General features: G+C 44.3%; 14 protein-coding genes. 3 read left to right on the forward strand and 11 right to left on the reverse strand.

Annotated features, from left to right (window positions below; genetic code table 11):
• Positions 1-38: 38 nt before the first annotated feature.
• The 5 genes from ABDW02_RS00100 to ABDW02_RS00120 all read right to left on the reverse strand — a co-directional run bounded on the left by ABDW02_RS00100 (position 39) and on the right by ABDW02_RS00120 (position 4,575).
• Entirely contained in the window at positions 39-260 is a 222-nt protein-coding gene (locus ABDW02_RS00100) for a DUF6814 family protein (RefSeq protein ID WP_343630912.1), read from the reverse strand.
• 14 nt (positions 261-274) lie between these two features.
• On the reverse strand, positions 275-1,819 hold the full coding sequence (locus ABDW02_RS00105; RefSeq protein WP_343630914.1) for an MFS transporter: 1,545 nt from the start codon (positions 1,817-1,819) through the stop codon (positions 275-277).
• Between the two features lie 142 nt (positions 1,820-1,961).
• Positions 1,962-2,381 (reverse strand): helix-turn-helix domain-containing protein, encoded by a 420-nt coding sequence (locus ABDW02_RS00110; protein ID WP_343630916.1) that lies wholly within the window; start codon positions 2,379-2,381, stop codon positions 1,962-1,964.
• 80 nt (positions 2,382-2,461) lie between these two features.
• On the reverse strand, positions 2,462-3,529 hold the full coding sequence (locus ABDW02_RS00115) for an LPO_1073/Vpar_1526 family protein (RefSeq protein WP_343630918.1): 1,068 nt from the start codon (positions 3,527-3,529) through the stop codon (positions 2,462-2,464).
• Positions 3,530-3,870: 341 nt separating this feature from the next.
• Positions 3,871-4,575 (reverse strand): LytTR family DNA-binding domain-containing protein, encoded by a 705-nt coding sequence (locus tag ABDW02_RS00120; RefSeq protein ID WP_343630920.1) that lies wholly within the window; start codon positions 4,573-4,575, stop codon positions 3,871-3,873.
• A gap of 269 nt (positions 4,576-4,844) precedes the next feature.
• Between ABDW02_RS00120 and ABDW02_RS00125 the strand changes: the two genes are divergently transcribed.
• The 3 genes from ABDW02_RS00125 to ABDW02_RS00135 are packed head-to-tail and all read left to right on the forward strand — an operon-like array spanning position 4,845 to position 18,534.
• Positions 4,845-15,356: an Ig-like domain-containing protein gene (locus ABDW02_RS00125; protein ID WP_343630922.1), complete on the forward strand. Its 10,512-nt coding sequence runs from the start codon at positions 4,845-4,847 to the stop codon at positions 15,354-15,356.
• A 32-nt stretch (positions 15,357-15,388) separates the two neighbouring features.
• Positions 15,389-16,291 (forward strand): type IX secretion system membrane protein PorP/SprF, encoded by a 903-nt coding sequence (locus tag ABDW02_RS00130; RefSeq protein WP_343630924.1) that lies wholly within the window; start codon positions 15,389-15,391, stop codon positions 16,289-16,291.
• 11 nt (positions 16,292-16,302) lie between these two features.
• Complete coding sequence (locus ABDW02_RS00135) at positions 16,303-18,534, forward strand: OmpA family protein (RefSeq protein WP_343630926.1); 2,232 nt, start codon at positions 16,303-16,305, stop codon at positions 18,532-18,534.
• A gap of 1,069 nt (positions 18,535-19,603) precedes the next feature.
• Here ABDW02_RS00135 and ABDW02_RS00140 read toward each other — a convergent pair.
• From ABDW02_RS00140 to purL, 6 genes are all read right to left on the reverse strand, one after another.
• Positions 19,604-20,254, reverse strand: a complete 651-nt coding sequence (locus ABDW02_RS00140) for a hypothetical protein (protein ID WP_343630928.1) — start codon at positions 20,252-20,254, stop codon at positions 19,604-19,606.
• A gap of 3 nt (positions 20,255-20,257) precedes the next feature.
• Positions 20,258-20,722, reverse strand: coding sequence for a DUF1801 domain-containing protein (locus tag ABDW02_RS00145; protein WP_343630930.1), 465 nt, complete (start codon positions 20,720-20,722; stop codon positions 20,258-20,260).
• Between the two features lie 199 nt (positions 20,723-20,921).
• Positions 20,922-22,793 carry a T9SS type A sorting domain-containing protein gene (locus ABDW02_RS00150; protein WP_343630932.1) on the reverse strand — a complete coding sequence of 624 codons (1,872 nt, stop codon included), beginning with the start codon at positions 22,791-22,793 and terminating at the stop codon, positions 20,922-20,924.
• A 10-nt stretch (positions 22,794-22,803) separates the two neighbouring features.
• The gene (locus tag ABDW02_RS00155) at positions 22,804-23,427 is read right to left on the reverse strand and encodes a hypothetical protein (protein ID WP_343630933.1); all 624 of its coding nucleotides are present in this window, start codon (positions 23,425-23,427) and stop codon (positions 22,804-22,806) included.
• 170 nt (positions 23,428-23,597) lie between these two features.
• Complete coding sequence (gene rsmG, locus ABDW02_RS00160; protein ID WP_343630935.1) at positions 23,598-24,227, reverse strand: 16S rRNA (guanine(527)-N(7))-methyltransferase RsmG; 630 nt, start codon at positions 24,225-24,227, stop codon at positions 23,598-23,600.
• A gap of 92 nt (positions 24,228-24,319) precedes the next feature.
• Positions 24,320-26,557: a phosphoribosylformylglycinamidine synthase subunit PurL gene (gene purL / locus ABDW02_RS00165; protein WP_343630937.1), complete on the reverse strand. Its 2,238-nt coding sequence runs from the start codon at positions 26,555-26,557 to the stop codon at positions 24,320-24,322.
• Positions 26,558-26,615 lie beyond the last annotated feature (58 nt).

Raw genomic sequence — 26,615 nt, forward strand, 5'->3', positions numbered from 1 at the left:
GAAAAAGCGTTTCCTTGGTTAAACATGTAAATAATCAGCTATTCGTCATCGTATTCGCCTTTCAAAGCGTAAACCCCGAAAATAGCCAATCCCAAAACAATCAGCGGAGTAAGGATAAAGAGAATGATGATTCCGAATACCAGATCGTCCTGGCTTCCGGTTGAGAACTTGGGAATTCCGAATTTCACAATGCAGAAGTATGCGGAGAGAGCAGCCAGTAATAACCAGATAACTCCTAAAATGCGTTTGAAAATATTCATAGTCGTATTTTTAATTAGTTAATACTTACTTGTTCCGGTTTTTTGTCTTTCACGTAGATCAATCCGATTACAAAGCTTACTGCCGCGATGATGATCGGATACCACAATCCGTCCAGGTAGAACTCTGCGTTGCCGGTTTCTTTGGATTGTGTTACCAGGTAAGTGGAAATCGCAGGAAGCAGTCCGCCGAAAATCCCGTTCCCGATATGATAGGGCAACGACATGGAAGTGTAGCGGATCTGTACCGGGAACATTTCTACCAGGAAGGCTGCAATCGGACCGTAAACCATCGTAACGAAAATGACCTGTATGAAAACCAAGAAGGTCAGGAACCATTTGTCGGAGCTTGGAATCGTAGTCGCTATTTTTGTATCGATGCGCGGTTTTCCTTTTGCCAGGATGACTTCTCCGGATTCATTTAAATGAACGGTTTTCTTTTGATTCCAAACAGTTCCGTCGGAATAGGTCGTGGTAGTGATGTAAAGGGAATCTGTCCCTTCTGCCACAACAGTTGCTGAAGCTTCGGTGCTGGAGGAAACAATGAGTTCTTTTTTGTTTTCCACGTTTGTGCGCTCATACATCAGGCGGTAGATCGGCCGGTAACAGATAATTGCCAGAAGCATACCTGCGAGCATGATCTTTTTTCGTCCGATTTTATCCGACATCCATCCGAATACCACGAAGAACGGTGTTCCGATCAGCAATGCGATTCCCATCAGGGTGTCCACTTGCTGGGCATCAATATTCATCACTGTTTTGAGGAAACTCATAGCGTAAAACTGCCCGGTATACCAGACAACGCCTTGTCCCATAGCTACACCGAACAGGGCGAGCAAAACGAATTTGAAATTCAGTTTGTTCCCGAAGCTTTCTTTCAGCGGGTTTTTGGAGATTTTCCCTTCGCTTTTTGCTTTTGCAAATTCAGGGGATTCGTGCATTTTCTTCCGGATGAGGTAAGAAACAGCGACCATCAGGATGGAAACCCAGAACGGAACGCGCCATCCCCAGCTATCGAACTGTTCCTCGCTCAAAACAGCACGTGTAACCAGGATTACCATCAGGGAAACGAATAGTCCGAAAGTGGCTGTAGTTTGAATCCAGGAGGTCCAGTAGCCACGTTGATTGTTAGGCGAATGTTCTGCCACATAGGTTGCTGCTCCGCCGTATTCTCCGCCCAGAGCGAGTCCCTGGAGCAAACGGAGCAATAAGATCAGGATCGGGGCGAATACGCCGATACTTTCGTAAGATGGGATACAGCCGATTAAGAAAGTTGCTCCACCCATTAGAAGTAGTGTGACCATGAACGTATATTTCCGTCCGATCAAATCTCCTAAACGGCCGAAGAACAAGGCTCCGAACGGTCGAACGACGAAACCTGCAGCGAAAGTTGCCAAGGTGGATAAAAATGCGGCAACCGGATTGTCGGCCGGGAAGAATTTGGTAGAAATGACGACTGCCAGGCTTCCGAAGATGTAGAAATCGTACCACTCAATGAGTGTTCCGACAGAAGAAGCGGAAATGACTTTCCAGATTCCTTTGGTAGATGTATTGTTACTCATGTCCTTTCGAATTACAGTTTAATAAGTTCGTAGCAAAACAACTGTGGAGTTCCGGAAGCTCGCTCGTTGTTTTCGTTTGACCAATATTCCGTAATTCAGGCTAAAGTATAAAAAGAGTTATATATTTTTGTAAACACTATAGTTAATCCCGGAACCGCTCCCATTTGATGAGCATGAATTTGTCTCCCAATTCGGTGATGATCATTCCTGCTCCTGTCAAAAATTCCTTATTCTTCAATTGTTCTACCAGTTCCTGATGAGTGATGATGCGGTAAGTCGGGTGATACATTCCGTCGTTTAAGCGCTTGATTTTGTAGTGTCTGACCCAATTGGAAACCGTCACGTGCGATACGCCGATGATCCGTTCTATTTCCCGATAGCTTAATCCTTCCAGGTATAATTGAAGTGCCTTGGTGATGTAGTAATCATCGATTTTCTTCCCGATCTTATCCACGGTAAAGTTGTAAGAACATTGTTTGCAGGTATATCGCTGGCGATTGTTTACAATTCCGCTTTTGATGATTTTCGGGCTTCTGCACTTCGGACAGCTTTCAATTTTCATCGGATGCTATTTTATTTTTGCATAAATATAGTATTTTAGCGATATGATAGCAATTTTAAATGCAAAAGTATTGACTGTTATTAATTTATCCAAAGTGAAAGGTCTAATGTTTTTCCTGTTCTTCTTCTGAAATTTGCATGTGCGATGGCAATTCCAACACTTGATAATTCGAAATTTTTAAATGCAGATTTATCCAGGATATCAAAGAGTTTAAGCATACATGGATTTGTTTTGACAAGTAAGTCTTTCACTTCGTTAGTGGTCATTGTGAAGTCTCTAAAAAATCGCTTTATCTTATCTTCCACGTCAAAAGTTACTTTTAAATCGTTTAATGCCTCGTTAAGGTCAAATTCATTTAAAAAGCCAACTTGAAGTAACTCATTGTTGTGCAGGCATGGGACAAATAAATGTTCAAATTGATCGAAATCATTGATCTGTTGTAAAATGACTTCTCTTTCTATTCCTTTGGAGAACAGTCCCTGATAATTTCTTATCCATTTTTTCAGCCAACCCTTCATTAAATTACTGTGTGGAGGAGTTTTAATGCTGCCACAACGCTGGAATTCCAAGTAATTGTATTGTCCGATGTCGGAGAACAAGTTTTCTGTAAATGGCTCAATATTTTCCTGGATTAGTTGACTCAGTTGATGAAAGTTTTCAAGGTCTAAATTGACAGTTCTCAATAAAATAAAGTTTAATGTAATTACATCTAATTGAGAAATGGTAAGCGAAGGAACAATTTTTAATGATTCGTTCAAAACTAATTGAAGCATGTTTCTTGCTGGAGTTTGGGCTCTTTCAATAAGTATATCAACTAATAGGTCACCCAGATCGTTATCGCCGGATTTTGCAAATTCTTTTTGTGTTGTAAATAATGCGTCCTGGAGTGCAGGATCTTTAAATGCTTCTATTAATTCTGGGTTTTTACCATTTAAAACGGTTAAGAATTTATCCGTTATTTCGGTTGCCCGTTTTTGCGCAATTTCCGCCGCTTCATTTTTAAGCTGGATAAAGTTTTCTTTAAACAAATCCAGAAATATTTCTTTTACATCTGAATAGGAAAGACCATTGTGAATAGTAATGTTTTGGCCCTGGAAATTTGTTGACTTTTCTCCTCCTTCCTGGCTTAGGTTTTTATCGTTAATCATTTTGATGGATATTTATATCTCTTGCAGATTGATAATTCTTGGATCTTTTTCCTCCTTTTTGTTTCATGTAAACTTTACTTTCGGGTTTGGAATATACAAGTGAAATAAGAGTTGCAAGTAAACCAAGCGTAGTTAAAAGTGGTTCCCAACTTTTTTCAAGGATTAACCAGGTGACGGCTATTATCAGGCAGATGAAATTTATTAGTATTAAAGTGATCTTCATGAATTGTGGTTTTAATTGCTGGGCTTAATAAAAATCAGTAGTAATTTATTGGATTTTAGCTGTTTCGGGAGGGAAGCTAACCATATTTTATAAAAGGTACGATTCTTTTTGAGTTTGATCAGTGCATTTTTTCACTGAAAAACGCCATGAATTCCTGCATGCGTCTTTGAGCAACCGGGATTTCGGCCCCGTTGTTCATCTTGATCGTTCCGGTCCTTCCTTTCGTTAATAGCTGCATGTGTTTGAGATTCACAATATAGCTGTGATGCGAACGTTTGAAGTGTTCTTTGGGAAGCGTTTTTTCATAATGCCCCAGGTTTTTGGAAGACACGATTTTGTCGTCTTTCGTGATAACATTCGTGTAAGCCCCGTCCGATTCAAAATAAACGATGTCATCGTATTTAAGAGCCTTGTAGCTTCCCTTGTAAGGTACAAGTATCGTGTTGGAGCTGGTTGACTGATCTATTTTGGATAGAATAAGGGACATTCCCCGTTTGAAATCTTCCGTTCGAAATGGTTTTAAGAGATAATAGGAAGCAGATGCATTCAATGCATCAATAGCATACCGGTCGTATGCCGTTACAAAGATTGCTTTAAAAGATTTGTTTTCGCAGGCCTTTAAGACATCCAGTCCCGTTCCTCCATTGATTTGTCCGTCCAGGAAAACCAGGTCAATATCGTCGTTTTTTTGCAGATAGCTGATGGCGTCATCTTTATTATCAAAGACTTCTAACACCTCGCACTGTGGGTAATGGAACTTCAGTTTTTGTAAGAGTACTTGTTGACTGATAAGCTCATCTTCAACGATAACGCAGTTAATCATTCTAAATAGTCTGTTAAGTGATAAAAAACGGTTCTGCCTGATTTTTTTTTATCGGTTCTTTTTACTGCAAATGTACATTATTTGCAGATCGAAAATACGATTAAAAACTTAGTTTGCAAAGAAAAACGACTCACTTATTATCATTTTTGCTCACTTATAAAAAAGATATTTTCGCCCGCTTATCACTAAACTAAATTCGCAGGAATTATGAAATCCGTTTAGTCAGGTTATACGTATATACCGGCGATTAAAGGGTCTAAATATACTAAATGAAAACAAACTTTTCTAATCCAAAGCGGAAGCGTAATTTGCTCAAATTAAGCCTTGACAATTCGTTTCTGCGCATTTTTACGCTGTTCTTCACAGTCGTGTTTCTTTCAGGAAATGCTTTGGCGGACGGAACCAGGCAAGCTTCCCCGACGAACAGTGCAGACGGTGCTTCCTTATTGATTGCTCCGGATCTTTCCTACGGGTCTTACATGGGGTGTGCAAACGATAACCGGATCCGGTTTACGATTTTGAACGCTGCTACGGAAAATCTGTATTTCGGATTTCAAACCCGGAATTATAACACGACGGCCAGTACCACGTTAAATACTGCGTACTACCGTATTTACAATGCCGCAGGTACACAGGTTGCCGGCCCGACGTTGATCCCAACTTCCGGTGCAGGATTTATCAGTACTTATGCCCAGGCTTTTGCAGGTCCGAATATCGGTGGAGCAACTCCTGCAGGATACAATCCTATGATGTTTGACCCGGCAACTACCGGAGATTTCTACATCGAGATTTACCGCAGTGATGACGGAGGAACAACCATGGATGCTTCCGGAAACGGTAGAATTACCATGCCTTTTTTCGATTTTACGGTTTCCACGGCAGGTAATACACAATCTATCGGACGTATTTGGTCCAGAAAATGGTCGTTTGTTACGACAAATTTGACTTCAGGAAATTTTGAGCAGTCAATTGCGTCCTCTTTTACAGGAGACTATTATGCATATACGCCCGACAATTTTATTGTTCAGGTTCAGTTCCAAAACGGTTTCAGACCATTGGCTTATGAAGTGGCTATGAATTTTAACGGGGCTGCCAATACAGGTAACTTCGTCAATGACAGAAGATCATCCTCGTCAATTGCTACACTGACAAATGGATACCGGGTCTTTCTGTCAACTCCGGATGCAGCTGCTTTTCCTCCGGGGACAACAGGAAATCCGGCTTTTACGAGCAGTATTTACGGGTGTCCGGGGTCGTATTTTATTCCCTATTACATTGATCAGGCCGGTGATGTGGGTATTGTACTGGATTTGAATGGTACGGCAGGGTATCAGGCTGGTACGGCGGATATTGAATTGACCGCATTCGGGATGACGGCCGGTAACCATGTAATGTCCTGGAACGGATTGAACGGATTGGGAGCTGCGGTTCCTGCCAATTTCTCTGCGTCGGTGCAAATTACCTTGTACCAGGGTAGAACGAACCTTCCGATGAACGATGCTGAAATGAATATCAACGGGTTAACGATCATTTCCGTTTCTCCTTCTTCCGGATCCAAGAAATTGTACTGGGACGATACGAACATTACACCGGTAGGAGCTTGTGCATCGACAGCAGATAATAACAATAACGTGACAACAGGTGGTGTACAGGGTGTAGTACTGGCCAACGGTATTTTAGGACCTACACATGCCTGGAACGGATCGAATCCTACAACAGCAGTTCCTGCTCCTGCTTCAGGAGGAGGAAACGGGACGGCACTTTTGTGTGATGATTATGGAAACGCAAGATGCATCAATACCTGGTTTTATGCCGTTGACTTGTCATCACCTGTAGTAACGATGGTACTTCCCAATTGTGATAAAGACAATGATGGAATTGCAGACAATGTGGATTTGGACGATGATAACGACGGTGTAGCGGATTTGGTTGAGAACGGTGGATTACCCGACGCAACTGCTGATGCGGATTCCGATGGGGTTCCGAATTACATCGATCCGGATGCTGCCGGGTTCGCAGACACCAATTTTGACGGTGTAGATGACCGTTACGATTTCGACAAAGACGGTGTAATCAATTCATTTGACCTGGATTCTGATAACGATGGGATTCCGGATCTGATCGAAAACGGTCAGCCGGATGCAAACTCCAATGCACAAATTGACGGATTTGTAGACCTAAACGGAAATGGTTTGTCAGATCCTGTGGATCCTGCTTGCAACAATACGTTGACATTTGCGCTGGCCGGTGCAGGAACAACCGGAACAGTAACCAACGCTGCCGGAGCATTTGACAATTCATTGACCACTTTGGCAACTTTGGGAGCGACGGGAGCGATTGATATCGATCTGGGAGCATTGATTCCTTCCGGAACAGTTATTACTGTGAATTTATCAAGTGCAACAAACGGAACGGCTGCTACAGGAAGTGTTTTCTATTCTACGGATGACGTTACTTACACCTTGATCAATACCTATTCAAACAACGTGTTGTCTGCAAACGGTACGGCAATTACATATACTTTACCGGCTGTAGCGCGCTACATTCGTGTTACACGTGCAACGAATTCACCGCGACTTCATGCGATCCGTTACCCGGTTTGTGCGGGAGTTACCGGTACGGCAATTACTCCGGTTAATACAGACGGGACAGGCGGAGCCAATTATTTGGATATCGATTCGGATAACGACGGAATCACAGATAACTCAGAAGCACAGTCAACAACAGGTTATATTGCTCCGACCGGAATGGATACCGACCGTGACGGACTGGACAATGCCTATGATACCAATAACGGTGGAACAGCTATTTCCCCGGTGAATACAGATGGAACAGATAATCCCGATTACACGGATGCGGATTCCGATAATGACGGCATTTCAGATGCAATTGAAGGTTGGGATACAGACGGAGACGGAACGGCAAATACCGCAGCTTCCGGTTTGGATTCAGACAATGACGGACTGGATAACGCTTATGATACCAACAACTCAACAGTTAACCCTACAAACGGTACTACACCGAACTCTTATCCGAACGTGATCATTTCCGGAACTCCGGAAAGAGACTGGCGCGAAGTGAATCCTCCCAAAGTAACTTTGTCGGGATCAGCAATAGTAACGGAGAATTCAGGAACAGTGGTTACTTTGACAGCAACCCTTTCTGCACCAACCGGTGTTCCAACAGTTATTACCTTAACTTATTCGGGAACGGCAACGAACGGAACGGATTACACGGCAAGTTCCGCAACAATCACCATCCCTGCAGGTTCCACAACAGGAACTGTAACTGTTACGCCAATCAACGACGGAATTTACGAAGGAACTGAAACGGCTATTGCAACGATCACATCTGTTTCAGGAGGAAACGGTGCAACAATCGGTTCGCCGGCTTCTGCAACAGTAACCATTACAGATGACGAAACAGTACCAACGGTTTCTATTTCAGGTGGAACAACGATCGTTGAGAACAGTGGAGGCAGTGTGACTTTGACCGTTACTTTATCTGCTCCAACAACTGCAGCAACGGTTGTGAACCTGGGATACACCGGAACGGCAACGTCCGGAACAGATTATACGGCGGGAGTTGCTTCGGTAACGATCCCTGCAAATGCTACAACAGCAACATTGACTATTACGCCACTGAATGATGCTATTTACGAAGGAAACGAAACAGTTATCACTACAATTACATCGGTTTCAGGAGGGAACGGAGCGACTATCGGTTCACCGACTTCCGCAACTGTAACTATTACAGATGACGAAACAGTACCGGCCGTTTCCATTTCAGGTGGAACCACAATCGGTGAGAATAGCGGTGGGAGTATGACTTTGACGGTTACTTTATCTACTCCAACAACTGCAGCAACGGTTGTGAACCTGGGATATACCGGAACGGCAACGTCCGGAACAGATTATATGGCGGGAGTTGCTTCGGTGACGATTCCTGCAAACGCTACAACAGCTACATTCACCATTTCTCCGGTCAACGACGGTGTTTACGAAGGAAACGAAACAATCATCACCACGATTACATCTGTTTCAGGAGGAAACGGAGCGACTATCGGTTCACCGGCTTCCACCACAACGACCATTGTCGATGACGAAACAGTACCGACCGTTTCTATTTCGGGTGGAACAACTATCGGAGAGAACAGCGGAAGTTCAGTTACATTAACAATTACTTTGTCAGGCCCTGCAAGTACTGCAACGGTTGTGAACTTAGGATATACCGGAACAGCAACATCCGGAGCGGATTACTCTGCAGGAGTAGCTTCGGTAACCATTCCTGCAAATGCTACAACAGCTACATTAACCATTTCTCCGATTAACGACGCGATTTACGAAGGAAACGAAACCGTGATCACAACAATTACTTCGGTAACAGGAGGAAACGGTGCAACAATCGGTTCGCCGGCTTCTGCAACAGTAACCATTACAGATGACGAGACTGTACCAACAGTTTCTATTTCAGGTGGAATAACGATTGCAGAGAACAATCCGGGAACTGTAACGTTGACGGTTACCTTGTCTTCAGCGACTACAACAGCGACAGTTGTAAACCTGGGATACACAGGAACAGCCACTGCCGGAACAGATTACGTAACAGGAGTGACGTCAGTAACCATTCCTGCAAACGCTACAACGGCTACTTTGGTAATTGATCCGAACGATGATGCGGTTTACGAAGGGAACGAGACAGTAATTACAACAATTACATCTGTTTCGGGAGGAAACGGAGCGACAATCGGTTCGCCGGCTTCTACAACGACAACCATCACAGACAACGAAACAGTACCAACCGTTTCCATTTCAGGAGGAACAACGATCGGCGAGAATAGCGGAAGTTCCGTAATAGTAACGATTACTTTGTCTGGTCCTTCAAGTACAGCAACAGTTGTAAACTTAGGATACACCGGAACTGCAACTTCCGGGGCGGATTATACAGCAGGAGTTGCTTCGGTAACCATTCCTGCAAATGCTACAACAGCCACATTGACTATTACACCGCTTAACGACGCAATTTACGAAGGAAATGAAACTGTCATTACGACCATCACATCGGTTACGGGAGGAAATGGTGCGACTATCGGTTCACCGGCTTCCACAACGACAACTATCGTTGATGACGAGACCGTGCCAACTGTTTCAATCTCCGGTGGAACAACCATTGGAGAAAACAGCGGAAGTTCGGTAATAATAACTGTTACTTTGTCCTCAGCAACTACTGTTGCAACAGTTGTAAACCTGGGGTATACCGGAACAGCAACATCCGGAGCGGATTACACAGCAGGAGTTACTTCGGTAACGATCCCTGCAAACGCAACAACTGCGACATTAACCATTACGCCGGTCAACGACGGGATTTACGAAGGAAATGAAACCGTAATCACAACCATCACATCGGTTACGGGAGGCAACGGTGCTAGTATCGGTTCACCTGCTTCCACAACGGTAACCATCGTTGATGACGAAACAGTACCAACGGTTTCTATTTCAGGTGGTACAACGATTGCCGAGAACAGTCCGGGAACCGTGACTCTGACAGTGACTTTATCCGTACCAACTACTGTTGCAACAGTTGTAAACCTGGGGTATACCGGAACAGCAACCTCCGGAACAGACTATGTAGCAGGAGTTGCCTCAGTAACGATTCCGGCAAACGCAACAACAGCAACTTTGGTAATCGATCCGAACGACGATTTGATTTACGAAGGAAACGAAACAGTTATTACAACAATTACATCGGTTTCGGGAGGTAACAGTGCTACAATCGGTTCACCGGCTTCAACAACTACAACTATCGTAGACAATGAAACGGTGCCGACTGTTACCTTGTCAGGAACGACAACTATATCGGAAAATTCCGGAACGATAGTTACTTTAACGGCAACGCTATCATCTCCTACAACAGTTGCAACGGTTATTACTTTAACAAATACCGGAACAGCAACAAGCGGCACAGATTATACGGCAAGTGCTGTAACGATTACCATTCCGGCCAACTCCACAACGGGAACGATCACGATCACTACGATCAACGACGGAGTTTACGAAGGAACGGAAACAGTGATTACAACCATCACATCAATTACAGGAGGAAATGGCGCAACTATCGGTTCACCTGCTTCCACCACTGTAACAATTACAGATGATGAGGCAGTGCCAACGGTTTCTATTTCGGGAGGAACAACGATTGCAGAAAACAGTTCGGGAACAGTGACTTTAACAGTAACGCTTTCAGGTCCGGCCAGTACCGCAACTGTTGTGAATTTAGGTTACACAGGAACTGCAACATCCGGAACGGATTACTTAGCGGGAGTAACTTCCGTAACAATCCCGGCAAACGCTACAACAGCTACTTTGGTGATCGATCCGAATGATGACCTGGTTTACGAAGGGAACGAGACTGTAATCGCAACGATTACATCGGTAACGGGAGGAAATGGTGCAACTATCGGTTCGCCGGCTTCCACAACGACCACCATCGTGGACAACGAAACAGTACCAACAGTTTCCATCTCAGGTGGAACAACGATTGCAGAGAACAGCCCTGGAACAGTAACTTTAACGGTTACACTTTCAGGTGCGGCAAGTACAGCTACCGTTGTAAATCTTGGTTATACAGGAACCGCGACATCCGGAACAGATTACGTAACAGGAGTAACTTCAGTAACCATTCCTGCAAACGCTACAACGGCTACTTTGGTGATCGATCCGAACGACGATGTGATCTTCGAAGGAAACGAAACAGTGATCACAACAATTACCTCTGTTTCAGGAGGAAATGGTGCGACTATCGGTTCACCTGCTTCCACAACTACAACCATTGTTGATGACGAGACCGTACCAACGGTTTCTATTTCCGGCGGAGCATCCATTTTGGAGAACAACCCCGGTACAGTGACTTTAACAGTAACATTATCTGTTGCAACAACAACTGCAACAACCATAAACTTAGGATATACCGGAACAGCAACTTCCGGAACAGATTATGTGGCAGGAGTTACATCGGTAACTATCCCGGCCGGTTCAACGACCGCGACTTTCGTAGTTGATCCGAACGATGATTTGATTTACGAGGGCGATGAGACCGTTGTTGTTACCATTACTTCAATTTCCGGAGGTAACGGAGCAACAATTGGTTCGCCTGCCTCAACAACCGTAATCATTGTTGATAATGACAATGCAATCCCGGTTGCAAATGACAATGGAGCAACAACCAATGAGGATGTGGTAGTAATTATTCCTGCCATCCAGGGGAATGATACGGATTCCGACGGAACAGTTGTTACAGCGACCATTGACCTGGATCCTTCAACACCCGGACAGCAGACAACGTTTACAAACGCAAGCGGAACCTGGACGGTGAATACAACAACAGGGGATGTAACATTTACTCCTGCTGCAAACTTCAACGGAACAGCAACAATTACCTATACGATCAATGATAACCTGGGAGCAACTTCCAATACAGCGAACCTGACGGTTGTTGTTGCTCCGGTAAACGATGCTCCGGTCGTGGATAATGAAACGCATACGATTAATGAGGATTCCCCGGCAACAGGAGATTTGACAAATGCAGGAGATTCTGATCCGGACGGAACGGCGTTGACAGCGAATACAACTCCGGTTGTTGGCCCGTCTAACGGAACAATCGCAATCAATGCCAACGGAACGTATACGTACACACCAAACGCGAACTTCAACGGAACGGATATGGTGGTCGTATCGATCTGTGATGCAGGTCTTCCATTGCCTTCAAGCTGTGTGAACGACACGATCTTTATTACGGTAATTCCGGTAAATGATACTCCTGTGATCGATAACGAAACTGTGACGATCAACGAGGATACTCCGGCAACAGGAGATTTGACGGATGCAGGAGATTTCGATCCGGATGGAACAACCCTGACAGCGAATCCAACGCCTGTCTCAGGTCCTTCGAACGGAACGATCGTAATCAATGCAAACGGAACATACACCTACACACCAAATGCGAACTTCAACGGAACGGATATGGTGGTTGTGTCAATCTGTGATGCAGGCTTGCCTTTACCGGCTGTTTGTGTGAATGACACGATCTTTATTACAGTAATAGCCGTAAACGATGCGCCGGTTGTGGATAATGAAATGCATACGATTAATGAAGATACTCCGGCAACGGGCGACCTGACAGATGCAGGAGATTCGGATCCGGATGGAACGGCATTGACAGCGAATACAGCACCTGTTTCTGGTCCTTCCAATGGAACAATCTTAATCAATGCCAACGGAACGTACACATACACACCAAACGCGAACTTCAACGGAACGGATATGGTGGTCGTATCAATCTGTGATGCAGGTCTTCCATTGCCTTCAAGCTGTGTGAACGACACGATCTTCATCACGGTAACTCCGGTAAACGACACTCCGGTGATCGATAACGAAACAGTTACGATCAATGAAGATACTCCGGCAACAGGAGATCTGACAGATGCAGGAGATTTCGATCCGGATGGAACAACCCTGACAGCGAATCCAACGCCTGTCTCAGGTCCTTCGAACGGAACGATCGTAATCAACTCCAACGGAACATACACCTACACACCAAATGCAAACTTCAGTGGAACGGATATGGTGGTTGTGTCAATCTGTGACGCCGGCTTGCCTTTACCAGCTGTTTGTGTAAACGACACGATCTTCATTACAGTAACAGCCGTAAACGACTCGCCGGTTGTGGATAATGAAATGCATACGATCAACGAAGATACTCCGGCAACGGGCGACCTGACAGATGCAGGAGATTCGGATCCGGATGGAACGGCATTGACAGTGAATACAACTCCGGTTGTTGGCCCGTCTAACGGAACAATCGTAATCAATGCCAACGGAACGTACACGTATACACCGAATGCGAACTTCAATGGAACGGATATGGTGGTCGTATCAATCTGTGATGCAGGTCTTCCATTGCCTTCAAGCTGTGTGAACGACACGATCTTCATAACGGTAACCCCGGTAAACGACACTCCGGTGATCGATAACGAAACAGTTACGATCAATGAAGATACTCCGGCAACAGGAGATCTGACAGGTGCAGGAGATTTCGATCCGGATGGAACAACTCTGACAGCGAATTCAACACCTGTCTCAGGTCCTTTGAACGGAACGATCGTAATCAACTCCAACGGAACGTATACGTACACACCAAATGCGAACTTCAACGGAGCGGATATGGTGGTCGTATCAATCTGTGATGCAGGTCTTCCATTGCCTTCAAGCTGTGTGAACGACACGATCTTTATTACGATCACACCAATAAACGATGTTCCGGTAATCGATAATGAATACATGAGTTCGATCAACGGAAATCCGGTAAGCGGTGATTTGACAGGTGCAGGCGACTTCGATACAGATGGAAACCTGGTGGTGAATACTACACCTGCAAGTGGTCCGAACAACGGAACAATTATAATTAACACCGATGGAACGTTTACGTACACTCCGGATAACGGATTCTCAGGAACGGATACGATCGTAGTATCAATCTGTGACGATGGAAACCCGCTTCCGGTAAATTGTGTGAATGATACCATTTTTGTAACAATGATATCTTGTCCGTCACCGGTTGACTCTGACAATGATGGTTTGACAGACTGTGAAGAAACAACGGGAGTAAATGATCCGTCTACACCGTCCACTCCGAATGGAACATCGGATCCGAACAACCCTTGTTCACCGATCGGATTGGTAACCACGGATACGGATAACGACGGCTTAACAGATTGTGAGGAGACAACAGGAGTGGATGATCCTTCAACTCCGGGAGTACCTAACGGAACTTCCAATCCGAATGACGCTTGCGATCCGAATCCATTGGTGGATAGTGATGGCGACGGTTTGACAAACTGTGAAGAAACAACAGGAGTGGATAATCCGTTAACGCCAGCAGTTCCGAACGGAACATCGGATCCGAACAACCCTTGTTCACCGATCGGATTGGTAACCACGGATACGGATAACGATGGTTTAACAGATTGTGAGGAGACAACAGGAGTGGATGATCCTTCAACTCCGGGAGTACCTAACGGAACTTCCAATCCGAATGACGCTTGCGATCCGAATCCATTGGTGGATAGTGATGGCGACGGTTTGACAAACTGTGAAGAAACAACAGGAGTGGATAACCCGTTAACGCCAGCAGTTCCGAACGGAACATCGGATCCGAATAATGCCTGTTCACCGATTGGATTGGTTACAACAGATACTGACAATGATGGTTTAACAGACTGTGAGGAGACAACTGGAGTAAACGATCCGAATACACCTGCAACTCCTAACGGAACATCAGATCCTAACGATGCTTGTTCACCGATTGGATTAGTGTCAACAGATACCGACGGTGACGGTTTGACAGACTGTGAGGAAACAACAGGAGTGGATGATCCTTCCACTCCGGGAATACCGAACGGAACCTCCAGTCCAACTGATCCGTGCAGTCCGAAACCATGTGGAATCGATATTCCGGAGGCATTTACGCCGGACGGAGATGGTACGAACGATGTGTTTGTGATTGAAGGGATTGAGAAATTCCCGGACAATACCATCACGATTTTCAACAGATGGGGGTATGAAGTGTTCTCAGCGGAGAGCTACGACAATACCTGGGGAGGAAACTCAACCAGTAATTTAAATGTAGGAGGAGATCAATTGCCGACAGGTACTTACTACTACATATTCGACACCGGGACTACAGAATACGGTGTACTTAAAGGATACATCTATTTAAAGAGATAGTCAAACATTAGTGAAGATAAAAGAGAGAAGAAATGAAAAAGATAGTAGCATTGATTATGGGATTTGTTTGGGTGAATGGTTTCGCCCAACAGGATCCTCACTTTACTCAATTTTTCGATAACACCTTGTTTGTTAACCCGGCTTACGCAGGAAGTAAAGATGTGTTGAACATCACAACGCTTCACCGCGAACAATGGGTAGGATTTGCAGGAAGGCCGGTCTCAACGACTGTGAGTGTTCATTCACCGTTGAAGTATCGTTCGATCGGTTTGGGGATTACCTACATCAATGACAATGTGGGGCCAGTGAAGCAAAACCTGTTTTACGGGGATTTTTCCTATACGCTGCGGTTCAAGAATAAATCGAAGTTGGCTTTCGGTGTCAAAGGCGGGATCAACCTGATCAATATCGGTTCCAACAACCTGAACACAACCGTGGATGGTGATGTGAACCTGATGAACAATGTGCGCAACCTGGTAAATCCGAATTTTGGATTCGGTGTTTATTACCATACTCCGAAATGGTTTATCGGAGCAAGTACTCCTAAATTACTGGAGAAAAGCTACGACGGATCCAAAACAAACCTGGAGAAGCGTCATTATTTCGCGCATGCAGGAGGGGTAATCAAACTGAATGAAGATTGGAAACTGAGACCGATAGCGCAGGTGAAATTTACACCGGGTGCACCCTTGAGTATAGATATTTCTGCCGCGGGAATTTACCGTGACCGATTCTACATCGGGGCATTGTACCGTCCGGAAGCAGCTGTGGGAGCTTTTGCTCAATTCCAGGTAAGCAATCAATTCAGACTAGGATTTGCAACCGATTTCGGAACGCAAAAAATCCGCAATTACAACTATGGTACGTTCGAGATCATGTTGTCGTATGATTTTGTATTTAAAAATTCAGGAGTACGTTCTCCGCGTTACTTCTAATTTGAATGAACATGAGACAAATTACTTTAACATTCGCACTGCTTTTGGCTGTTCACGTAGTATACGGACAGGCAGGGAAATTGCGCAGAGCAGATAATTATTACCATACCCTTGCATTTGCTTTGGCTGCTGACCAGTACGAAGGATTGCTTGGCTCAGAAGTGGACTCGCCTCAGATGCAGTCAAAACTCGCGTACAGTTATTTCCGTACAGAGCAATTTGAAAAGGCGGAAAAAATCTACGCAACGGTTCTGGAAAAGTCATCCGATACAGAAGATATGTATCGCTATGCACAGGTATTGAAAATCAATGGTAAATATGCTTTGTCAGACGAATGGATGAGCAAGTTTGCGGCGTTGAAACCGGAGGATGCACGTTCACAATCGTTCATGGCTCAGAAGAATTACCGCGAATACATTGAGGCATCGGCGCCGCGTTTTAGCATTGAAAACTGGAAAAACAATACGGAGTTTACAGATTTCGGAGCTTACCCGTCCCTGGACCAAACCCGTTTGTATTTTCTTTCGAACCGCTCGGAGCGGGCGTTCATACACAATAACTGGACGTGGAACAATGAACGCTTCCTGGAATTGCATGTAGCAACAATGGATGCCAGGAATGAAGTGGTGAACCAGGAAGTTCTTCCTAAAAAAGTAAACAGCCGTTTTCACGAAGGGCCGGTAGGCTTTCATCCGAACGGGAAATGGGTGGTCTACACACGCAATAACATGACGAAAGGAAGCAAGCGCAAAGACAAGCAGGGAATTCAAAACCTGAAATTGTATATTGCAGATATCCGCGACGGAAAGTGGGTGAACGAAAGAGAATTCACCTATAATTCAAAAGATTATTCGGTGGGACATCCGGGTTTTACTCCCGACGGAAAATGGATGTACTTTTCTTCGGACAAACCGGGAGGATTTGGCGGAGCAGATATTTATAAGGTAGCAGTAAAAGAAGATGGAACCTTCGGGGAACCGGTAAATCTGGGAAAAGAGATCAATACCGAAGGGCAGGAAATGTTCCCATGGATAAGCCCGGAAGGACATTTGTTTTTCAGTTCGGACGGACTTACCGGTCTGGGCGGATTGGACTTGTTTGTGTGGTTATCCGATAACGGAAACTTTACAGAAGTTCGAAACTGCGGCACCGTATTGAACTCAAGCTACGATGATTTTGCACTAAGCACTTTGAAAGATGGGAAAGAAGGTTATTTTTCTTCGAATCGTCCGGGTGGCAAAGGTGGCGACGATATCTACCATTTTCAGCAATTGACGCCGTTCAACCTCGGTTTACTGGTAAAGGGAACTACGAAGGATAAAAATTCAGGGATTCTTGCACAAACGAAAGTTTGGTTAATGAATGCAGCGGCTCAGAAACTGGATTCGGTCCTTTCAGACGAAAACGGGAATTTCGAATTCCGTTTGAAGCGCGATATGAACTACCAATTAGTAGCTCAAAAACCGGATTATTTTGACGGAAAGGCATCTGTTACAACGATTCAGCTGCCGGCAGAAACACGTATGATCGAGAAAGACCTGATGCTGGAAAAAGATCCCGGATTTGCACTACTGGCAATCATTAAAGATGCCAAAACCTCTCAAATGCTGGACAGTGTAAAAGTGGAGATTACAGATGTTCGAACGGATAAGCAGGTCATTGCCGATCAGACCGACAGTAAGGGAGAAATCTTTCAGTCACTTGCATCCAATAAAATAGGGGATGTGTTGAATTACACAATCAAATTATCGCGGCCGGGTTACCTCACAAAAGAATTGAAATACACGGTTTCCCTGACACAGGCCGGAGTCATTGAATTGCATAAAGCACTGGATTTGAATATGGATAAACTGGCTGCCGGAATTGATTTAGCTACAGTGATCGATATCAAACCGATTTATTTCGACCTGGGCAAATACATTATCCGTAAAGATGCGGCCAGGGAATTGGATAAGATCGTGAAAGTAATGACCGACTACCCGACGATGGTTATTGAGTTGGGTTCACACACAGATTGCCGTGGTTCGATCGCTTCCAACGAGAAATTATCTGATAATCGTGCGAAAGCTTCAGCGGCTTACATCAAAGCGCGTATCCAAAATCCGGAACGCATTTACGGAAAAGGATACGGTGAGTCGAAATTGAAAAACGGATGTGCCTGTGAAGGTCCTGTGAAATCCACGTGTTCTGAAACGGAGCACCAGGAAAACAGAAGAACAGAGTTCATCATTCAGAAAATGTAATAGTGTTAGATTGAGAAGTGAAAGAGGAGCTCCGGTATGGGCTCCTTTTTTCGTATCCTGAAACAACAGATGCATTTGATTCAGGAGTTTTGTCGGATAATCGCCTCACTTATGATCATTTCTGCTCACTTATAAAAAGTTGTTTTCACCTGCCTGTCGCGAAACTAAATTTGCTGGAAGAACCTCTCTTTTCGGGATGATTAGGTTCGAAATAGATGAATGAGATTATGGTAACGGAACCTGTATATGCAATTCCGAACCTGCAAAAAGTATAACTGAATTTTAACGGAGTTGCCATTTGGTGACTTCGTCAATGACAGAAGATCGATCCATGTCAATTACTACATGACAAACGGACCAGGTCTTTCTGTCAACCCCGGAAGCCGCTGCTTTGAGTAGTAGGATGTCCGGGGTCTTTTATTTTATATCAATCAGGCGGGTAATGACGGAATTATGCAGATAGTTGCAGTCTTTGGCAGATAATCAAAACACTCACTTATAGTCATTTCTGCTCACTTATAAAAGCATTCGTAAAATACCGTTTTAGCATACTAGCTTTGTAGTGTTAGGGATCGGGATAAATGCTTTGAGAAGAGAATAACTGATTCGCAAACCGAATAAAACAGATTGATTCAAGTAATAGTAAGTGGTAGGTTGAATAAGAAAAAGGGAGTTGTCCGCTCTGGATGACTCCACGATTCTTCAGAAAGAACAAACCGGATCATATTATGAAATACATATAAGTTCTTAGATTGGTTAGGTAAGTTGAATAGTGTGAAGAGGAGTTGTCCGGTTCATTGGAAGGCTCCTCTTGTTTTCAAAAACAAACGATAAGGTTTTGGATTAGGTAAGGTTAGGTTTAATGTGAAAAAGGGGGAGCCGCAAGCTACGATAAATGGCTCCTCTTTTTCTAAAGGCCAATGTCTGATCCGCATGGAAATTCCATGCAAAGAGTTAGGTTAGTTGATTAGTGTGATCAGGAGGGGAATTCGCAACAGTGAATATCCCCTCTTTTTCTTGATATAAAACGAAAAGCCCGGACTATATCCGGGCTTTTAATTATTTGATTTTATCCTCTTCTTCTTTCGAGTAAGATCATCATCATCAGTGAAAGAACGATGCATTCATCTTCGCCTGCATGGTTTGTCGGGCCGATTTTTTCCAGGGTGAATTTACGACCGAACATTGAAGGGTTTTTCTTCAAGCGCATTACTTTGGAGCCGTCCGGCCTTCCTACAATGTACTTCGGGTTGAAAACATATCCTGTGAACATTCCTAAAATGGGAATTTCACTGAAAAGCCCATCGAATACTTTAGTCCAGGCGTTTTCCTCCATGATGTGAAAAGCCAGGTGTTCCTGCTGATCGTATACATCGTACCGTGCTCTCCAGATGGAAGCCCATCCTTTGCGGGCAACACGTCCTTTTTCGACCCCGTTCTTATCGGTGAAAACGTAAGTTGCCGAGAAATCGATCCACTTATTCGCCTTGATCGTAAATTCCAGGTTCTTTTTATTCGTATCCGTAAACACCTGGATTTCTTCAATAAACTTGAACATCTTCTGGCGCACGTATGCAAGCGTTGCAGAACTGGCATCTTCAATGACAAAATCATTCGCCAAAGTCCCGATTTTGAAAGTGAACTTCAGCGGGTAATTTAAGTTACTGAGATCAACGTTCTTTTGGGAGAAGAAACTCATGTTATCTAATACATCACTCATAATCTATTTGGATTTTGGTTTATAATTGCTTTCGTAGGTATCGATCCAATCCTGAGGGGTTACTTTAGCAACCAATCGACCGATCAGTTCAAATGGGATTTGGTCCGGTTTTTTGAAACGCACACAGCTTTTCCCCATGTCCAGTTTGGTCTTGCTTACTTTGGCATATTCCGTTTGGAACCAATCCAGGAGTTTCGGATCCGCATACAATCCCATGTGGTAAAATGCGATGAAATTCTTCTGTGAAGCAAAACTCATAAAAGGCAAAGGCAATTTGGGATCGCAATGATAGCCTGCCGGATACAGGGAATGAGGAACGGCATAACCGATCATTCCATACCCGATTCCTTCACTAAATCCCTGAGGAAGATTGTCCAAAATGGTTTTTCTCAGTGTCATCATTGCTTCCTGCCGGTCTTCCGGACAATTTGCAATGATTTGTTCCGGTGTTGTTCCTTCTGTTTTCATGTGTACCGAAGATACCAAAAAGATTTAAAACCCGAATTCCGATTACAGGCATACCATTAGATTATGGATGAAAACCGCTGACGTATCAAACTTCTTGTGAATGGATCACTAAAGCAATTGTGTTAGTTTTGAAAAAGTTAGAGAAAAAAAGACCGGTACTGTTTGAGAACCGGCCCTCTTTATTTTCAATGAATGAAATTTATTCGATAATGATCTTGTGTGTGGACAATACTTTGCCGTCCTGAGAGATGGTCAGGAAGTAGAACCCGTTTTGAAATTCGCGGGTATCCATGGAATAGTATGTCAATCCTTTCTGAACGGTTTGGCTGTAGTCCAGTACTTTTTGACCATTCAAAGTAGAAAGTGTCAATTGGTAAGCGGATTCTGTTTTAGACGAAAGAACCACATTCAGGTTTTCATCAGCCGGATTCGGGAATGCTTTGACCAATTCCAGGTCATTCATGAATTGCTGTTCGATTGACAGGGTATTTGAAGTAACATTTGAACCGTTGTTGCGAACCATTCTTACGCGATAGTAAGACATTCCGGTAAGCGGTTGCATATCCTCGAATTGGTAATTCAATGCATCCAGACTTAAGCCTTGTGCTTCCAGTTCACCGATTCCGGTATAATCACTTCCGTTTTCACTGCGCTCAATGATGTATTTATCCACATTGAACTCACTGGAACTTGTCCATTTCAGGATATTGTAACCCGATTCGCTTTCGCCGGATAAACTCATGGTTTCTGCTCCGAGCGGTGAACAACTCACCACTGCAGTTCCACCGAATGATAATGGCACAGTCGTGATTGCGGAAGAGTAATTGGATAAACAAATGAGGTATTTGGTATAGGAAGCCGCAGTTACGGGTGCTTCCCAGTTGGTCATAGAAGTTGCACCGGCAGGAAGTGTGGAAGAGATCCCTGTAAATTGTTCGCAGGAACCGTTGTAATTACAGCGAACAGGAGCTTGTGTTCCGGCACTGATAGCAGAGCAGGTGGAAGGAGTATAAGCCCACATGGCCCAATCCAGGCAATTGAGTGTTCCGGAGTTCGGTGTTCCCAACTGGAAAGTTAAAGAACCACCCGTCAATACGTTTACGATCATCCAGGTGCTGTTCAATTCTCCTGAAAGTAAACACCCCGGATTCGTACCGTTCACATTGGTAGAAGGATTTGCTGCGCAAAGCCCGGCGGAACATATTTCATTGATTGCTCCGTAACCGTTCGGGTCGATGGCAAAAGATGCGTTGGAGCAAACATTTGCCGCTACCACACAATCTCCTGCAACGGTTGGCCCACCTGCCGGACAAGTCAGAGAGAATGAAATACTCGATGCTGCGGTAGAAGTAGCATCCAATATAAAGTAATAGGTTGTACCGGCAGTCAATGCTATAGATCCGACAGAGCCGGGTGTTGTTGCTGTCCCTGCACAGTTCCATCCTGTTGCAGAACATCCTCCCGTTTTCCATCCGATTGCGTAACCACCTCCTGTAACGGAAGTCACGTTAAACGAATAGTTTCCGGTAGAAGATGCCGTGTAGGAATATACTTGCTCCAAACCGGGTGTGGATGTTGCACACAAAGTAGAAACATACGAAGATGCACCTGTTGTACTCACAGTAAATCCCTGGCCGCATCCTGAAATGGGCGAGGGTGAGCCACAAGGTCCTGCACAGGAACTGCACAGAATGGTTGTTGTTAAACAAGTTGTGCTGCCTGTTCCGCATCCGGTACAGTTTGCGTTCAGAGTCATGTAGTAGGTTCCGGAAGTAGCCGCTGTAAATGGAACGGATGAGGTTCCGAATGCAACTACCGGACCGGTGGGTGATCCGCTGTGTACCGTAATACATGCGGAAGGAGATACGGTTAATGTGTAGGAATTTCCTGCTACAACACCGGTTATGGTATTGTAGTCGCCTGTCCAGTTGCAGGAACTGATGGTTGTTGCGGTTGATCCTGTCGGTGCAGCGACTGATGAGAAAGAAGAACCTCCGGAACATTGTGCCTGGCTGTTTTCAGCCCAGCCGGCAAGTAGCGAAATGAGTAATAGGATGTAGCGATTTTTCATGTGCAGCAAATTAATCGATGATTAAATAGGTCGATTCCGTGAGGATTTGTGTTCGTCTGACCTCGTCCAGTGTCCTTAGCTCCTTAAAGCTGACGTGAAGGCGGTTTGTATCGGATGTTAACTGCAGATAAGCAGCCGGGTAGTCTCTTGCCCAATCCCAGACTTTCTCTTTGTAGGATTGAAAGTCGTCATCCGAAAAAGAACTGCTTGTCCAGGTCGGAAAAGGCCTCGCCGGAAGTTCGTTTACCAATTCATCCAGGTTGTAACCCTGAAGCAGGTTGTTCAGGTCATTTCCCGATTTTAAAGTAATCAGGATGCTGTTTCGATATACGAATTGAACCGGTTGGTTCTGTTGTCTCAAATGTTCGTATTCCGTCACATCAAAATGCTGGATGTTCAGTAACTCGTGAACCGAGATGCCGGTTTCTGAACTGTTGAATGAAAAACTGTTGGAAAAATAATTCCACAAAACCTGAAGCCTTTGAGGATCAATTTGAGCAATTTTTCGAATTCTTTCCGGAATCTGATGCTTTTGTACCATTCGGTTGGAAGCGATCACCGAATAGTCCGTTTGAGCGAAAACCGCAGCAGATATGCTTGTTGTTACGCAGAGTAGTAGGTATAATGCCTTCATTATCACAGGATTTAAGACAAGTATACAAAATAACAGATAGTTAAAAGACTAACAAGTTATGAAAATGAACAAATTGCCCTTTTTATCGAGTGGAAATTAAGTTTCGATGAATATTTCGTGAATTTTGTGCTAAATACGCTTTGTAAGGTATTGAAAAGCAGTTGATTGAATTAATTCGTTGTCATATCAACGTATACCACTGCTTTGGTCTCGAAAAATTCGCCTGCAAAGATGGTTTGAAGGGAATGAATGGTGTAGGATTGTTTGACCGGTGATAATTCTTCTTTCAGATCGCCGCCCTTCAGGTACAAAATTCCGTTTGGAAACGGGTTCTTATTTTCTTTCAAAAATTTCCCTTTGGTCCAGGGTAAAAATGCTGGCATAGCTGTCACGGCCCTGCTCACGATGAAATCAAATTTTTCGGTGATTTCTTCTGCACGGGCATGTGTAGCACGAACGTTTTTCAGTTCCAAAGCCTGTGCAACTTCTTTGACCACTTTGATTTTCTTCCCGATGGAATCAACGAGGTGGAATTGTACTTCCGGAAATAAAATAGCTAAGGGGATTCCCGGAAAGCCACCGCCGGTCCCAATGTCCATCAACGAAGAACCGGGTGCAAATTTCATGATCTTTGCAATTCCCAGCGAATGAAGTACATGACGCTCGTAAAAATCATCCGTATCCTTGCGGGAAATGACGTTAATCTGTGCGTTCCAAAACAAATACAATTCCTTCAACTGCTCAAATTGTGAACGTTGCTGATCTGTAAGATCCGGGAAGTATTTGAGGATTAAATCCATGTTGAATGCGTAATTAGCAATTATAAATTATCAAGGGGCGTGCCGTGAGTAACCCCTTGATAATTAAACTAATTTATAATTGATAATTTTTTTTATCCTTCAATCAGTTTTCCCAGAGCATTGTCAAAAATCTCTTTTGCTTCGGAGATAAATCCGAAATGCTCGTCGTCAACCATCATTTTACCTTTTGTAACGTGGCCAAGAAGTGTGTAATTCACACCGCTTCCCATCATGAATTCGATGAATTCTTCTTCCGTGTCTTCGGAAACTGTTACCACAACGCGGCTTTGAGCTTCCCCGAACAGGAATGCATCTTCACGCACTTCCGAATCAGTAACGATATCGAAACCAAGTCCGCGTGGCATAGACATTTCAACCAATGAAACGAACAATCCGCCATCAGCACAGTCGTGAGCCGCATTAATCAACTCCTGGCTGATCAATCCTTTTACGGCTTCCTGCAGTGCATACTCTTTCTCCAAATCAAAATGAGGAGCCGGAGAAGCGTCGATTTTATGGTATTTCGCCAGGTATTCAGAAGACGCAATGTCGTTTACGCAATCTCCCAAAATGAAGATCAAATCTCCTTTTTGTTTGAAATCCAAAGACATGATCTTCGATTTATCAGGAACTACCCCGATCATTCCGATCGTTGGAGTAGGGAATACCGGAATTTCTTTTCCTCCGATATTACTTTGATTGTAGAAAGAAACGTTTCCTCCGGTAACCGGTGTTTCGAACTTCAGACATGCTTTCGACATTCCCTTGATTGCACCTACGAATTGCCAGTAAGATTCCGGGTTGTATGGGTTTCCGAAATTCAAGCAGTTCGTGATTGCACTTGGAATACCTCCAGAAACAACGATGTTGCGGGCAGCTTCTGAAACCGCGATTGCAGTTCCTACTTCCGGATCAGCATTCACATAACGGGAATTACAATCTACCGTCATTGCCAATGCTTTTTCAGTTCCTTTCAGGTTTACAATTCCTGCATCCGTAGGGCGGTTGGTAGTCATTGTTTTTGTTCCAACCATGGAGTCGTACTGTTCGTAAACCCAACGCTTGGAAGCGATATTCGGCTGGCTCAACAGGAAGAACCCGATTTCTTTCAGGTTATCCGGTTGTTCTACCGAGTCGATATTGAATTTTTTATATTCCTGGTAATAAGCAGGCTCGGAATATTCGCGCTGGTATTGAGGAGCACCACCACCAAGTACCAATGACTCGGCAGGAACATCTCCAACCAGTTCTCCGTTCATGTAATAACGAACACGTCCGTCGTCTGTGACCGTTCCGATTTCTTCAGCATGTAAATCCCACTTGTCGAAAATGCTTTTTACTACGGCTTCTTTTCCTTTTTGGATCACTACGAGCATACGTTCCTGTGATTCGGAAAGCAAAATCTCATAAGGAAGCATGTTTTCCTGGCGGGTAGGAACGCGGTCCAAATGGATTTCCATTCCAACACCACCTCCGGCACTCATTTCACAAGTGGAACAGGTAATACCTGCTGCACCCATGTCCTGCATTCCGACAATAGCATCCGTGTTTGCCAATTCCATGGTTGCTTCCAACAGCAATTTTTCCATGAACGGGTCACCAACCTGTACGGATGGCAAATCCTGAGCGGATTCTTCTGTAATATCTTTTGAAGCAAATGCTGCTCCTGCAATTCCGTCTTTTCCGGTAGAAGAACCAACGATATAAACCGGGTTGCCCGGTCCTTTTGCTTTCGCTGAGATCACTTTTTTCGTATCGATAATTCCGGCAGAGAAAGCATTCACCAACGGGTTCTGATTGTATGATTTGTCAAAGAAAACTTCTCCGCCAACGATCGGAATTCCGAAAGCATTTCCGTAATCACCAATTCCTTTCACAACTCCTTTCACCAGCCATTTGGTGCGCGCCTCTTCGATGTCTCCGAAACGCAATGAGTTTAACTGTGCAACCGGGCGTGCTCCCATGGTAAAGATATCGCGGTTGATACCTCCGACTCCTGTTGCCGCACCCTGATAAGGTTCCAAAGCAGAAGGGTGGTTGTGTGATTCGATTTTGAAAACACATCCGATTCCATCTCCCAAGTCTACCAGTCCGGCATTTTCTTCACCAGCTTTTACCAACATGTGGGGACCATCTTTTGGTAATTGTTTTAACCAGTAAATGGAGTTTTTGTAAGAACAGTGTTCAGACCACATAACAGAATAAACGGCTGTTTCCGTGAAGTTCGGTGTGCGTCCGAGGATTCCTTTGATCATCTCAAACTCATCAGCGCGTAAACCTAATTCAACCGCTTGCTCTACTGTAGCTTCTTGCTTAATGGAAGTACTCATTTTCTTATAACTTTGATGCAAAAGTAATCATTCCTTCGTTTCTATGAAGGCGAACTAT

This window comes from Fluviicola sp. (assembly GCF_039596395.1).
Taxonomy (GTDB): domain Bacteria; phylum Bacteroidota; class Bacteroidia; order Flavobacteriales_D; family Crocinitomicaceae; genus Fluviicola.